The 12,659-nt window shown below is 68.6% G+C and carries 13 protein-coding genes; 5 read left to right on the top strand and 8 right to left on the bottom strand.

The annotated features are described in order from the left end of the window. Window positions 1-3: 3 nt before the first annotated feature. Together AC3EO7_RS15625 and AC3EO7_RS15620 are read right to left on the bottom strand one after the other, a co-directional pair. Complete coding sequence (locus AC3EO7_RS15625; protein WP_435591565.1) at window positions 4-1,788, bottom strand: hydroxysqualene dehydroxylase; 1,785 nt, start codon at window positions 1,786-1,788, stop codon at window positions 4-6. Continuing rightward, window positions 1,781-3,160, bottom strand: coding sequence for an FAD-dependent oxidoreductase (locus AC3EO7_RS15620; RefSeq protein WP_435591564.1), 1,380 nt, complete (start codon window positions 3,158-3,160; stop codon window positions 1,781-1,783). Before AC3EO7_RS15620 ends, AC3EO7_RS15625 begins: the two co-directional genes overlap by 8 nt. Window positions 3,161-3,322: 162 nt before the next feature. On the opposite strand from AC3EO7_RS15620, the gene AC3EO7_RS15615 reads away from it, so the two are divergent. Beyond that, window positions 3,323-3,967 carry a TetR/AcrR family transcriptional regulator gene (locus tag AC3EO7_RS15615; protein WP_435591563.1) on the top strand — a complete coding sequence of 215 codons (645 nt, stop codon included), beginning with the start codon at window positions 3,323-3,325 and terminating at the stop codon, window positions 3,965-3,967. Window positions 3,968-4,010: 43 nt separating this feature from the next. On the opposite strand, the gene AC3EO7_RS15610 is transcribed toward AC3EO7_RS15615, so the two are convergent. Next, entirely contained in the window at window positions 4,011-4,247 is a 237-nt protein-coding gene (locus AC3EO7_RS15610) for a hypothetical protein (RefSeq protein ID WP_431970243.1), read from the bottom strand. A gap of 338 nt (window positions 4,248-4,585) precedes the next feature. Next, window positions 4,586-5,383, bottom strand: a complete 798-nt coding sequence (locus AC3EO7_RS15605) for an SAM-dependent methyltransferase (RefSeq protein WP_435591562.1) — start codon at window positions 5,381-5,383, stop codon at window positions 4,586-4,588. A 367-nt stretch (window positions 5,384-5,750) separates the two neighbouring features. On the opposite strand from AC3EO7_RS15605, the gene AC3EO7_RS15600 reads away from it, so the two are divergent. Next, window positions 5,751-5,975, top strand: a complete 225-nt coding sequence (locus AC3EO7_RS15600) for a DUF397 domain-containing protein (protein WP_431970241.1) — start codon at window positions 5,751-5,753, stop codon at window positions 5,973-5,975. An 89-nt stretch (window positions 5,976-6,064) separates the two neighbouring features. Continuing rightward, window positions 6,065-6,943, top strand: a complete 879-nt coding sequence (locus AC3EO7_RS15595; RefSeq protein WP_431970240.1) for a helix-turn-helix domain-containing protein — start codon at window positions 6,065-6,067, stop codon at window positions 6,941-6,943. 435 nt (window positions 6,944-7,378) lie between these two features. Here the strand turns inward: AC3EO7_RS15595 and AC3EO7_RS15590 are convergent, their stop codons facing one another. From AC3EO7_RS15590 to AC3EO7_RS15580, 3 genes are all read right to left on the bottom strand, one after another. After that, a complete protein-coding gene (locus tag AC3EO7_RS15590) occupies window positions 7,379-7,606 on the bottom strand; it encodes a hypothetical protein (protein ID WP_431970239.1) in 228 nt (75 codons plus the stop codon). Window positions 7,607-8,258: 652 nt separating this feature from the next. Then, a complete protein-coding gene (locus AC3EO7_RS15585) occupies window positions 8,259-8,921 on the bottom strand; it encodes an NAD(P)H-binding protein (RefSeq protein WP_435591561.1) in 663 nt (220 codons plus the stop codon). 32 nt (window positions 8,922-8,953) lie between these two features. Continuing rightward, window positions 8,954-9,508: a DUF2599 domain-containing protein gene (locus AC3EO7_RS15580; protein WP_435591560.1), complete on the bottom strand. Its 555-nt coding sequence runs from the start codon at window positions 9,506-9,508 to the stop codon at window positions 8,954-8,956. Window positions 9,509-9,733: 225 nt separating this feature from the next. Here AC3EO7_RS15580 and AC3EO7_RS15575 point away from each other — a divergent pair, with 225 nt between their 5' ends. Beyond that, the gene (locus AC3EO7_RS15575; RefSeq protein ID WP_435591559.1) at window positions 9,734-10,858 is read left to right on the top strand and encodes an alpha/beta hydrolase family protein; all 1,125 of its coding nucleotides are present in this window, start codon (window positions 9,734-9,736) and stop codon (window positions 10,856-10,858) included. A gap of 22 nt (window positions 10,859-10,880) precedes the next feature. Here AC3EO7_RS15575 and AC3EO7_RS15570 read toward each other — a convergent pair whose 3' ends face one another. After that, a complete protein-coding gene (locus AC3EO7_RS15570) occupies window positions 10,881-11,123 on the bottom strand; it encodes a hypothetical protein (RefSeq protein ID WP_431970235.1) in 243 nt (80 codons plus the stop codon). 277 nt (window positions 11,124-11,400) lie between these two features. Here AC3EO7_RS15570 and AC3EO7_RS15565 point away from each other — a divergent pair, with 277 nt between their 5' ends. Continuing rightward, window positions 11,401-12,615, top strand: coding sequence for a lipase family protein (locus AC3EO7_RS15565; RefSeq protein WP_435591558.1), 1,215 nt, complete (start codon window positions 11,401-11,403; stop codon window positions 12,613-12,615). Window positions 12,616-12,659: the final 44 nt, after the last annotated feature.

The raw sequence follows: 12,659 nt of genomic DNA, 5'->3' as shown, positions 1-12,659 counted from the left end.
ACGTCAGGCGTCGAGCACATGGGGCAGTCCCGCGCGGTAGCGATCGGCGTCGAGGAGCTTGGCCTGATCGAAGAGCGGCAGCGAGACCAGAGGGAAGATCGGCGTGCGCAGGCCGGGGTCGTCGGCGGCGTCCATGATCGCGTTGGCCGCGGCGCGGCCGGACTCGTTGGCGCCCTCCATGGTCGCGAGGTCGATGTGGCTGCGCACGTGGTCGCCGCCGAAGAACAGATTGGGTATGGCGCAGTGCGCCGACGGCCGATGCTCGTAGGAGCCGGCGGTGTTGACCAGCAACGGTGTCGCGTTGTCGATTTCGCCACCGCGCCAGCTGATTCCGGGATCGAGATGCCAGGAGTGGATGTCCTCGTCGCGCAGCCAGCCCGTCGCGGTGTTGAGCCATTCCTTCAGCTGGGCCCACACTTCCGCCGCGATCTCCGCGCGCGAGCACTCCTTGGCCGGTCGGCCGTACAGCAGACCGGGGGAGTCCCAGTCGGAGATGTCCACCGAGAGACACTCTCGCACCGAGCCGTCGCCGTAGCGTGCGGCGAAATCGCCGACCCACATGGGCGCTTGGCGCAATGCGGTGAGCGCCCACGGCGAACCGAGCGCGGCGATATGGCCCTCCGGCAGCTCGGTCGTCCTGGCGAGGTAGTACTGAATGCCGACCATCCAATCCGTCTGCAGGTGACGCATGCCCGCCAGTCGCGGGTCGGCGTCGAGGATCTGGTCGCTGAGCAGCGGCCGCGCTCGCTCGACCGGCATGGCGCAGACGTACCAGTCCGCCGTGACGGTGTCGGCCGCGCCGTTCGCGCCACGCACGGTCGCCGAGACGACGCGCCCACCGCGCAGTGCCAGCGCGCTCGCGCCCCAGTTCATGACGAAACGGACACCGAGCGAACGCAGGTAGCCGACCCAGGGATCGATCCACGCCTCGTTGGTCGGGCGGTTCAGAATACGGTCGATGCCCGCGGCGTACTGGGGAATCGCTCCGGTCGCGGCCAGCACCAACGCCTCGCCGATGGTGCCGATAGTGCGCGCCGAGCTGAGGTGCGGTTTCGCGGCGACGGTGATCCGGGTGAGCGCGCTGACCAAGTAGTCGCGGTAGGCGGGCGACTTGCCCTCGGCGCGCAGGATCTGCTCCCAGGTGATGTACTCCCACTGCCCGAAACGCCGCTGCTCGCAAGAGGTGAACCAGACCGTCATCTGCTTGGCGAAGAACGCGAGTTCGTGCGGCGGCAGCTCGGGAACGAAACCGAACGCGCTCATCAGAGTGTTCTGTAGTCGTTGCGGCGTCAGCTGGTCGATCGCGCCGAGCTCGACCGGCGTGAAAATCGGTGGGCGCCCGCGGAATCCGGCGACGGTGCCCTCCACCCGCACCAGGTTGCCCGCGACGCCGTCGTGGTTGCCGGGGAACGGAATGCGCCGCATGGTGTCGGGAAGGTTCTGGTAGCAGCCGGGGAAGAAGCGAAAGCCGTGCTCGCCGGGCAGATCGAGCCGGCCCTCCGTGCCGGTGCCCGGGACGCCCATGCTCCTGGCCTTGCCGCCGAGGAAGGCGGGTTCGTAGACGGTGACCTGGTATCCGCGCTCGGCGAGTTCGTGAGCGGCGGAGAGTCCCGCGACGCCGCCGCCGAAGATCGCGACCGTTCGCCCCGGCGCGGGCGCTCGCCGCGCTACGGGCGCGGCGGTGGCCATCGGAGCGCTCGCCAACAGGCCGGCGCCCGCCGCCAGCGCACCGCGTAGGACATCGCGACGGGTCGGGGAAATACCGGAAAACGGTCGCTGATCACGCATGTCGAACTCCTGGGACGGCGGCGGTGGCGGGCGTGATGGCCGGGTGCGCGCGGGACTGCCACCAGTCGGCGGCGGTGTCGCGGGCTTCGTGGAGGAGTTCGGTCAGCACCGGACCGACCGACGGCCAGGCCGCACGCAAGGCGCCAACGGCCAGCGCGGCGGCGAGGCCAGGGGTGAAGACGTCCTTCGGATCCTTTGTCCGGGAGAAGATCTCGGTCACCGCCCCTGCCAGCTCCGGGTCGCCGGTGGCGCGGCGGTACAGCTGAATCTCCAAGGGGCTCATGGGCGTCGCGCGAGACAACCGGTTCGTCCACTGGTAGATGCCGAGACATTCGGTGAGGCGCTGGGACTCCCAGGCGCGCAACGCCGCGTCCAGGCGCTGCGGTTCGTGCAGCACCGGGGCGGCGAGTTCGCCGAGCCGTCTGCCGTAGTGCAGCGCGTCCCGAATGCCCTGCGCCGTCACGGGATCCTTGAAATGACCGGCGTCGCCGGGCAAGGCCCACCCGGGCCCGCTGGATCCCCGGAAGTAGGAGACGAGCCCGGTCGCCGAGCGGACGCGACCCACGCGCTCGCATCCCGCGAGCCGCGCCGTCAACCCCGGAATCCGTTCGATCGCTTCCCGATAGCGTCGTTCGGCCCCGCCGGGTCCCGGACGGTCCTGGCTCGCGGGCGGTTGTACGAGGGCGAGCAGCAGCCCGTCGTCGCAGGGGAAGGCGGTGCCGAGATCGGCGCCGTTGCGCCACTGCGCGGCCACCTCGCGCCATTCGACCGCCGTGTCACGCCAGTAGGCGAAATAGCAGTCCCGCCCGCTCGGCGCGAAGAGCCGAGGGCGGGACGCACCGGCCAGCCGAGCCACCGTGCTGCGCCGTCCGTCGGCGCCGACGACGAGAGCGGCGCGCAATTCGTGCGTGCCGGACGAATCGGTGTACCGCACGCCCGCGCATCGTGTTCCGCGCCAGAGCAATTCGCCGACCCGCGCGCCATCCCGCAGCTGCGCTCCCGCGGCGACCGCGGTGGCCGCGAGCGCGGCGTCCAGGCCCGTGCGGCGCACACACAGCGCGTAGTCGACGCCGTCGACCGGCGCGAACGAGGAGCGAATGGCATGGCCCGCGCCCGCCGCATAGGCCGTCCGCATCGGTGGCGCGCCCAACTCCGCGACACGATCGAGCGCACCGAGACGCCGCAGCTCCGCGACTCCGCCGGGCCACAGCAAGTGCGTGGAGAGCGTGTCGGAGGGAAGCCGAGTCGCTTCGAGCAGCACCACCCGCCGACCGGCCTGCGCGAACGCGGCGGCCGCCGCCGACCCGGCGCAGCGCGCGCCGACCACGACGACCTCGGTGTCCTCGACCGGGATGGCAAAAGCTCCGCTCATCGTCGAACCACCTCGGTCACTGCGTCTCGGACATGGTGTCCGATCGATGGTGCGGCTCGGCGCCTCTCGCTGTCAACGGCCGCACGGCAGAATGGAACTCATGGATCCATCCAGCGGACGACCTCGGCGACGCCGCACCGTCGCGCGACGTGCGGGCGGCGGATGCCTTCGCTGACGAGAGCCCCGAAGAACGCGCGCAAGCAGGTCGACGACCGGCGCGCGGAATTCGAGCGACGCGTCCTGCGCGCCGTCGAAGAGCTGCTCGCCGACGGAACGCCTTACACCGAGATCGCGGTGCAGAAGATCGCCGCGGCGTCGGGTTCCGCGAGATCGACCTTCTACCGCTACTTTCCGGACAAGAGTCGGCTACTGATCCGCATGGCGGAGCTGGCGACCGCGGACCTGTTCGACGCGGCGGAGACGTGGTGGCGGGCCGATCACGGTGACCGCAGGGCGGGAGTGGTCGGTGCGATCGGCAGCATGATCGCGGGGTTCCGTGAACATCGCTATCTGCTGCTGGCGCTGAGTGAAGTCGCCGCCTACGACCGAGATGTGGGGCGGTACTGGAGAGGTCGGGTCGCGTCCTTCGTGGATGTGGTGCGCACTCGGCTCGAGACGGATCGCGCCGCGGGCCGAATAGATTCGTCCGTCGACCCGACCGCGACGGCGGTGGTGCTGACGGCGATGGTCGAGCGATCGATCACGGCCGCCTTCGCGGCGAATTCGGTCGTCACCGACGACGCGCTGGCGGAATCGCTGGGGCGGGCGATCTGGCTCGTCGTCTACGGTGACGCGCCGTGCGCGTGATCGGGACAGAAGAGACTGAGCCGCAACGACATTCGAGGGCAAACTATTCGTCGTCCAGGCCCGCGGACAAGTACGCCGCCGCCGCGAGCCACTGTCTGCACTGCGGGCCGTGCACCTCGTGGAACTGGAGTATCTCGCGGGCGCGGCGATAGGTGAGGCCACCGGGCTCGGCGCCGCAATCGGCGGCGGACACATCGCCCGCGGCGGGTGGTCGCAACGTCTCTACACCGGCGCCTCCGAAGAGCGCGTCCCGGTGGGGAGTTCGAAATGGCTGACTCATGTCGACCGCCCCTCGCGTCTGGCAATGGGGAGGCGAATTGTCTGTCGACGCCGGCGCGAACTCCCTGCGCGCCTCCCCGCGTTACTCTTTGCCCGAGTTTAGGGCCGCGTACCTTACAGATGCAAGTACATCTGCACGAACGACGGCGAGGAATGGAAAACGGCGGCCGTCGACGGATGCCGACGGCCGCCGTTGTGGCGCAGCGGCTTTCCCAGGCGCGTCGCACTATTTCCTGATGCGTCAGTAATTTCGCCGACCCGGCGCGATTATCGATGACACGTCAGGATATTTCGGCGCGCCGGATATTTGCCGACTGGCCGGTATCCGCGGTGTGCGCGTCAGGGTTTGCGCGCGACGGCTCCGTATGCGGAAATGGGCCGGATCTCGCCCACCTCGGCATTCTCGGCGCGCCACTGGGTGATGGAGGTGAATCCGGGGTCGACCAACTCCAAACCGTCGAAGACGGCGCGAATCTGGGCCTGCGGGCGCGGCACGTACGGCACGCCGCCGGTGCCGGTGTAGTTCTCGCAGAGGGTCACGTACTCCTGGCTGTCGTCCGTGCCGTCCCACATCACCAGGTAGCTGCCCGACGGCACGGCGTCGAGCGCCGTGTGAACGATGCGCAGCAATTCGTCGTAGGTCTTGGCGTGGCCGAGCACGCCCATGAACATGACGGCGATCGGCTTGTTGAAATTGAGGACGTTCTGCGCGTCGGCGACGATCTGCTCCGTGTCGTGGAAGTCGCAGTCCACGTAGGTGGTGACGCCTTCCGGGGTGGTGCTGGTGAGCAGCGCCCTCGCGTGGGTCAGCACGAGCGGATCATTGTCGACGTAAACGATTTTCGCGTCGGGCGCCACGCTCTGCGCCACCTCGTGGGTGTTCTGCATGGTCGGCAGGCCGGTGCCGATGTCGAGGAACTGGCGGATGCCGACCTCGCTGGCCAGGTAGCTGACCGCGCGGATCAGGAACTGGCGCGACTGGACGGCCATCGTGGTGATGTCGGGGTCGACCTCGATGCCCGCATCACCTGCGACCCTGTCGATTTCGTAGTAGTCCTTGCCCCCCATCCAGTAGTTCCAGATTCGGGCGGAATGGGGGATGTCGGTCCGGATGAGCGGGCTCTGGTCTTCGGGCATCGCGTGTGACTCCTCGGGAACGTGCGTGCTGGCCGGATGTCCGCCGCCCTTGACCGATGTTCGGCGGCGCGCCGCGCGCGTCTTGCACCGAGGTTGTCGCGAATGGACGGTACATCCGATGTGCTCTGTGACAGTACAAGATTCGGGTGGTGTCAGCGGACTGGATCCGCCAGCTGATCACGGTCTTTCCGCGACTGACGAATCACCGGTCTCAAAGCCGACCGGTAGGTCCGAATTATTCTGCGCCGCATGGTGAACTTCGTGCTATCGTCCGGACGTGGGTGCAAATGCAAGAACGTTTGAGCGTGCATCTGCAAGCACCCAAGCGGATAGGTCCCTCACACTGGCAGTAACCGAGGAGTGGGAAATGTCGGGTACAACCACACACAAGATCACGAGCGCCTGGCGCAAGAGTTCGTACAGCGGGCCGAGCGGCGGCAACTGCGTCGAAGTAGCGGAGGTGTCCAATGGCCTGGTCGCCGTGCGTAACTCGCGCGACCCCGAGGGCGCGGTCCTCTTCTACACACGCCCCGAGATCGACGCGTTCGTTCGCGGAGCAAAGGCCGGGGAATTCGACGATTTGACTAGCTGAAAGGTAACATTGCGGTCGGTGCGGTGTGTCTCGAAACGACAAGTGTGTGACACACTGGTGGGCAACCTCGAGTATCGGAGACGAACTCCATGATCGCAGAACCCAACGACGACGGCCTCGTGCAATCGGTTGTCGCGGAGCATGGTCCGACTGTGCTCCGGATCGCCCTGGGTGGGCAGTTGCGCAAGCTACGCGAGAGTTGCAGCATCACCCGCGAGGCCGCCGGCGACGCGATTCGTGGCTCGCACGCCAAGATCAGTCGTCTCGAGTTGGGCCGCACCGGTTTCAAAGAACGCGACATCCGCGATCTCCTAACCCTTTACGGCGTAACCGATCCCGTCGAACGCGAGCGGTTCCTCGCGCTGGCCAGACAGGCGAACGAGCCCGGCTGGTGGCACCGCTACAGCGACTTGCTGCCTTCGTGGTTCGGCACCTACCTGGGGCTGGAGCAAGCGGCCAACAAGATCCGCACCTATGAGGCGCACCTTGTGCCCGGCCTGCTACAGACGCCCGAATACGCAAGGGCCGTCTTGTCTCTCGGCAACGACGATGCCGACACCGAACGACGCGTCGCCGTGCGCCAGCGCAGGCAGGAGATCCTGCACCGGACGGATCCGCCGATCGTCTGGGCGGTGATCGACGAGGCCGCGCTGCACCGTCCGGTGGGCGGGCCGCAGGTGCACCGCGAGCAGATGCAGCACCTCATCGCGCTGGCCGGCCTACCGAACGTGACCCTTCAGGTCCTGCCGTACTCGGCGGGCGAGCACGCGGCCGCGGGCAGCTCCTTCAGCATCCTGCGCTTCGCTCAGCCCGAGCTACCCGACATCGTGTACCTGGAGCACCTGACCAGCGCCCTGTACCTTGACCGCAGGCAAGATCTGGCGCTGTATCTCTCGGTGATGGACCGCTTGAGCGTGCAGGCCTTGCCGCCGCAGAAGTCGGTCGAGATGTTGGCATCGTACGCGTGACGATCGTCCGGCAGCGCTGAGGAGCGTCGCCGAAGATCATGTGGCGCCGCCGATGGTCTGCCAGTACGGCCGAAGACCTCGCGGTGTATCCGAGAAATCACCGAGTGCCGCTGGATGCGGTGCGGTGCCGTCGATAACTATCTGCCGTCGATAACTACCTAGCGCCGCTGATGCAGCTCGACGCCCTGAAGATCACGAGCGGTCTCTTTTCTGATTTTTGCCGCCTGGCTCGGGCCGAAAACGATTGACGGCGAGAAGATCCCGTTGTGGCTCGAGCGTCGTCGTCGGTCCGGACGACGCGAGAAGCGGCGAGGTCGCGCTGGGTGTCGCGCACACCGGCTCGGCGGACGGAGGTGATGTCCGGCCGTGTCCTGCCGCAGGCGAGATTCGCTGGCGCGCAGCGCTGTTCGGCCGCCGCGCGCGGTGATTAACCGGCTACTGCCTGATGAAGGTGGATGCGATGCGCCAGAACGTCGCCGGCTGCAACGCCTCGAGATCCCAGTCGTCCGCCATGGCGTGCGCCGTGGACACGATCCGATCGATGTCGAAATCGTTCCGGGTGGCCGCTCCGGTGGACTCGACGGCATCGATGACGAACGCGACTGCCGTTTCTCGTGAGTACGCGGTATTTCTGTGGCCGCTCGGGGCCGACGATGTGCTCATAGCTCTACCGTTCGCTGGCTGGTCGGCCAGTGCGGTGTCGGCGAACCCGATCCGGCCGCCTGTAAGTGGTTGGTCCATAAGAACGCCCCTGACTGTAGGCGGCAGCAAACCTCCGGCGACTTTTGCCCTCGGTTCGCCCACACGGCCTCCCCTGGTTGTCCTCTATATAGCTTTGCGGAACTGAGTTTAGGTCCGTGTGCCTTTCAGATGCAAGTACATCTGCACGATCGATTGTATTCGCGCAAAAGGTTTTTCACAGTTGTGACCAGCGCGGCCATGCGTTCCGACCGGGCGGTTCGCTGGATCGGCGCGGCAGCCTCCGGGTTCGCCCTCTTCCCAGTGTTCTTCCTCGTCAGGCCGGGTGTACGGCTGGCCAGGTCGGGCGGCGTTCGCCGCGGCGATGCGTCCCGGACCGTCCGACCGGCGCGTGCGCCTCGGCGGGGGCGCGCGGATGGCCGGACGCTCCGTGTGGCGAAGCGTCGTCATTGCGCCCCCGCGCGGCGAGGTCTCGAATGGTGAATCGGCAGCGTCGGGAAATCGTTTCGGATTCGGTGCGAAATCGCGGGTCGGCGGCGGCCGGATAAGTCGGCCGACGGAACCGTCTTGGGGATCCCGCTGGCCGAATCCGGTGCGTCACACGATAATCAGCAATCTATTGGCTACCAATATTGGCGACCGCATCGGCCGACGGCGTATCCCCGGCGACGAGGTCGAGCGTGGTGCGCACGGTGTTCGGAGCGGACAGCACGGCGGCGAGGACGGCCGCGACGTCGGCGCGGGCAATGCTGTCGCGACCGACCCGGTCCGCGCTCAGGGTGACCCGGCCGGTGCCCTCGGTATCGAGCAGCCGACCCGGGCGCACGATGGTCCAGTCCAGATCGCGGGCTCGAAGATCGTCCTCGGCTTGGGTTTTGGCATCGATGTAGGCGGCCCACACCTCGTCGGTGCCCGGCGCGGGCGGCTGACCGGCACCCATGGTGGAGATCTGCACGAAACGTCGTACTCCGGCCTGCTCCGCGGCCTCGGCGAGCAGCACCGAGCCGCCCTTGTCCACGGTGTATTTGCGGGCCGCGCCGCTGCCCTGCCCCGCGCCCGCCGCGAAGACGACAGCATCGGCCCCGGTCAGCGCCGCGGCGAGTGCGGTGCGGTCGGTTCGTTCCAGATCCAGCACGAGAGGGCGGGCTCCGGTGGCGGCGACATCCGCGGCGTGGACGGGGTTGCGAATCAGGCTGTCGACGGAGTGACCCGCCGCGGCGAGCGATTCGGCGAGCAGCAGGGCGATCTTGCCGTGTCCACCGGCGATCACAATGCGCATGGGTGTCCTTTCCGGTAGCGGGTGGCGGTCGGTCAGCGTTCGGGTCCGCCCGGGTTGCACGACGCCTGCACGGTGGCCGGGTAGCCGACGGCGGGCCGCCACGGTTCGATATTCCAGCTGGGCTTGTTCGGCTGGACCAGACGCGCCCAGTCCCAGTGGCAGATGAACTGGTCGCGCATGCCGGGGGTGTCGGCGTCGGGGGACTCGGCGAGAACCTCCTGCCAGGCCCGCTCGTCCGAACCGGGATAGGTGGTGCGGCGACCGGCTTCCGAGGGGAAGACGAGCAGGCGGGCGCCGTCCACGTTCTCGGTCCACTCCACGTGGTCGACAAGGGGAATGCCCTCGTAGGGGTCGACCGTCGGCTGCGCCGCAAGGGGGGTGGCGGGTGAGGTGATCGCGATCGACGCGGTGGTCGGCGGTGCGGTCAGGCGCGCGGACGGCGTGGGCGAGCCCAGATCGGACGTCGTCGCGGTGGACGTGTTATCGCCGCCGCAACCGGCGACCGCGAGGGACAGCAGCAGAGCGACCGCCGCCCCGTGTACCACGCGCGGTCGGCGGTCGTGTGCTGTCCGCGTCCGCTGTCTCACTGTCGTTCCCTCCCGAGGCGCTGTACTTGTCCGGCGTGGCCGCTGTGGGTATCCAGCGTGGCCGCCGTGGTGTCCGGCGTGGCGCGGACGTCCCGGTCGAGCGTAGTCGTGCGCGGCCGGACGACGTCCGTCGATGGCCCGCATGTGGCGGGGGTAGGTCGCCCTGAGCGGGACACCGAATGTGGTGTCTTGCCCCGCCGGCATCGATACGGCAATCATCGGTCGATGAATCGTGCACTGATCTTGGGGGGCGTGCTCGGGGTCGTGATCTCGGTGCTTGCGCCCGCGGGCACCGGCGCGGCGAACCCTGCCGGACTGCCCGGCTCGGTCACGGAGGTGTCCCCGTTGCCGCAGGTCGTCGAAGTGGCGGACGCGGGCGCCGGGCTACGGCTTGTCTACTGGTCGCGCGGCCCGCGCGGGCCGATGCAGAGCAGCGGCGCGATCTATCTGCCGCCGGGTCCGCCGCCGCCCGGCGGATGGCCGATCGTGGCCTACGCGCACGGCACGGTGGGGATCGCCGACCACTGCGCGTTCACGGTGCAGCCGCGCCGCCTCTATCTCGACACCGTCTATCCGGAGTTGCTGCGCGCCGGCTACGCCGTGGCGCTCTCCGACTACGTCGGCCTCGGCACCCCGGGCACGCACCCGTATCTGGATGGACCGTCGCAGGCGCGCAGCATGATCGACGGGGTGCGCGCCGCGCGGACTGTCGTGCCCGAGCTGAGCGACCGGTGGGCCGTGCTCGGTCAGTCCCAAGGCGGGCAGACCGCCTTGTTCACCGCGCGCATCGCCCCGGAGGACGCGCCCGAGCTACGGTTGCGCGGCGCGGTCGCCACCGGGCCGCCGTCGAATCTGGAGAACATCGCGCCGCTGCTCGGCCCCTGGGTGCCGCGGCTTCCGCTCCGGATGACGACCGCCTACTTCGCCTCGATCCTCGTGGGGCTGCGCGAGACCGCGCCCGAAGTCGACGTGGACAACTATCTGACTCCCGTGGGCCGGGATGTGCTCGCCCTGGTCGAGCGCGAGTGTGTCGCCGAGGCCGACGCCATGGTGCGCGATATCTCGATCGGCGAGATGCTGGCGAAGCCGCTGGCGGATCCGGCGCTGCTGGCCGCGGCGCGCTCGATGCTGCGGATACCGACCGAGGGCCACACGGTGCCACTGTTCATCGGCCAGGGTCTGACCGATCGCGACGTGCCCGCGCCCCTGAGCGCAGCCCTGGTCGCGGAGCTGACGTCGGCAGGCGCGGATCTCCAGGTGGCGGTCTATCCCGGCGACCACCTCGCTACCGCCCGCGACTCGCTGCCGGACACGATGGCCTTCCTCCATCGGGTGCTGGACAGTCCGTGAGGCACGGCGCGTCACCTCGCATTCAGGTCCACAGCGACCGGCACGGCAACCTGCGCAGCTCGGGTCCGACCTTGCCGTCCACGGTGACGGTGAGGCCGGCGTGCAGCGCCGCGCTGGTGAATTCCCACGCCTCGGTGCTGGTCGCGGCGTACGCGAGCACGATCTCGTCCTCGGGGGTCGGGCCGTCGAAGTAGACGGTCACGCGCCGGGTCAGCGCGTCCGCGACACCCGACCAGCGATCCGCGATGCGCTGTGTGCCGTCCATGCCACCGTCTCCTTCCGGTCCGGCGCGGCCGTACGCCGGTTACTCGACGGTAGGTCCGGGACCATAGCAAAGAACATGTTCCATCCCACTGGCTGGACAAGTCACAGGCCGCGCGGCGCTTCGGTGGGGATTCTCACGAGTATGTGTGCGCGGCGGTCACAGCGTGTCGCTGCCCGAACTGTGAATTGTCAACATGTTGCGCACCGCGTCTGCCATCCCCACCGTCCGTTGATGAGGATGTTCTCCAACGTTGGACCCACTGGGGAGGCACAAGTCCATGAGGAAGGCCCTGCGTTCGATGCGCGCGCTCGGTGTCGCCGCGCTCGGAGCGATGATGGTCGTCGCCGGAGCGGGGGTGACCCACGGCGAACCGCTGTATCCGGCCCCCGATCCGGATCCGTTCTACGCCTCGCCCCCTGACCTGGCCGACAAGAAGCCCGGCGAGGTGCTGGCGGTGCGCCAGATGCCGCCGCTGCCGATCTTCCCGGACACCACCGTCACCGTGGTGCGGTTCCGTTCGACCAGCTCGCAGGGCAAGCCGATCGCGGCCACCACCACGGTGCTCACCCCGACGGCGCACCGCAAGGACGGCCCGCTGCTGTCCTTCCAGCACATCATCAACGGGCTCGGCGCCGAGTGCTCGGTGTCGCGGGTGCTCTACACCGGCGATCCGAATCTGATCGTGCGCGAGGCGCCCGGCTGGAACGTGCTGCTGCAGCGCGGCTGGAGCGTGGCCCTCCCCGATCATCTCGGCCCGCAGTTCGCCTACGGCGCGGCAAAGCTGGGCGGTCAGATCACCCTGGACGGCATCCGCGCGGTGAAGCAGGTGTCCGATCTGCAAGTGGCGCAGAGCCCTACGGCGATGGTCGGCTACTCCGGCGGCGGGATGGCCACCGCGTGGGCGGCGGCGCTGGCGCCGGAGTACGCACCGGAACTCCAGCTCGCGGGTGCCGCGATGGGCGGGGTGCCGATGAACCTGGTCAAGATGATGGAGGGCCTCGGCCTCGGTTCGCACCCGGTGTTCGGTCTGGCCTTGGCCGCGGGCCTCGGCCTGGAGCGTGAGTACCCGGAGCGGTTCCCGCTCAGCGAGCAACTCAACGACCGCGGGCTGGCCGCGCGCGACGCCATGGCCAACAGCTGCACCAACGACATCATCGCCGCGGGCGCGGGACGTGGCGCGATGGACTTCGCCAAGACGACCTCGATGATCGACAATCGCGACGCGCGAGCGGTGGTGGAGGAGAACAGCCTCGAGCTGCACGCCGGTGTGCCGCGCACGCCGGTGTTCGAATGGCATTCTCCGATAGACGGATTGGTGCCGGTCGACGCGATCGTCAACACCGACCGCAGGTGGTGCGCGGCGGGCGTGCGGGTGCAGGCCGAGCAGATCGCGGTGCCCGATCATCTCACCGCCGCCGTTCTCGGCATCCCCGCCGCACTGGGCTGGCTCGACGCCCGCTTCCGCGGCGAGCCCGCGCCGAGCAACTGCTGAGCCCGGTGGGGGGGGGGGGGGGGGGGGGGGGGGGGGGGGGGGGA

It is taken from the genome of Nocardia sp. bgisy118, from assembly GCF_057708605.1.
The sequence above is the reverse complement of the archived record's forward strand: the minus strand, read 5'-3'. Positions and strand labels throughout refer to the sequence as shown.

Coding starts and splice junctions, on each gene's coding strand:
- AC3EO7_RS15570 (WP_431970235.1), bottom strand. CDS start 11,123: ATGGACGGCACACAGCGCATCGCGGATCGCTGGTCGGGTGTCGCGGAC.
- AC3EO7_RS15615 (WP_435591563.1), top strand. CDS start 3,323: ATGCCTTCGCTGACGAGAGCCCCGAAGAACGCGCGCAAGCAGGTCGAC.
- AC3EO7_RS15620 (WP_435591564.1), bottom strand. CDS start 3,160: ATGAGCGGAGCTTTTGCCATCCCGGTCGAGGACACCGAGGTCGTCGTG.
- AC3EO7_RS15600 (WP_431970241.1), top strand. CDS start 5,751: ATGTCGGGTACAACCACACACAAGATCACGAGCGCCTGGCGCAAGAGT.
- AC3EO7_RS15585 (WP_435591561.1), bottom strand. CDS start 8,921: ATGCGCATTGTGATCGCCGGTGGACACGGCAAGATCGCCCTGCTGCTC.
- AC3EO7_RS15595 (WP_431970240.1), top strand. CDS start 6,065: ATGATCGCAGAACCCAACGACGACGGCCTCGTGCAATCGGTTGTCGCG.
- AC3EO7_RS15610 (WP_431970243.1), bottom strand. CDS start 4,247: ATGAGTCAGCCATTTCGAACTCCCCACCGGGACGCGCTCTTCGGAGGC.
- AC3EO7_RS15575 (WP_435591559.1), top strand. CDS start 9,734: ATGAATCGTGCACTGATCTTGGGGGGCGTGCTCGGGGTCGTGATCTCG.
- AC3EO7_RS15590 (WP_431970239.1), bottom strand. CDS start 7,606: ATGAGCACATCGTCGGCCCCGAGCGGCCACAGAAATACCGCGTACTCA.
- AC3EO7_RS15605 (WP_435591562.1), bottom strand. CDS start 5,383: ATGCCCGAAGACCAGAGCCCGCTCATCCGGACCGACATCCCCCATTCC.
- AC3EO7_RS15565 (WP_435591558.1), top strand. CDS start 11,401: ATGAGGAAGGCCCTGCGTTCGATGCGCGCGCTCGGTGTCGCCGCGCTC.
- AC3EO7_RS15625 (WP_435591565.1), bottom strand. CDS start 1,788: ATGCGTGATCAGCGACCGTTTTCCGGTATTTCCCCGACCCGTCGCGAT.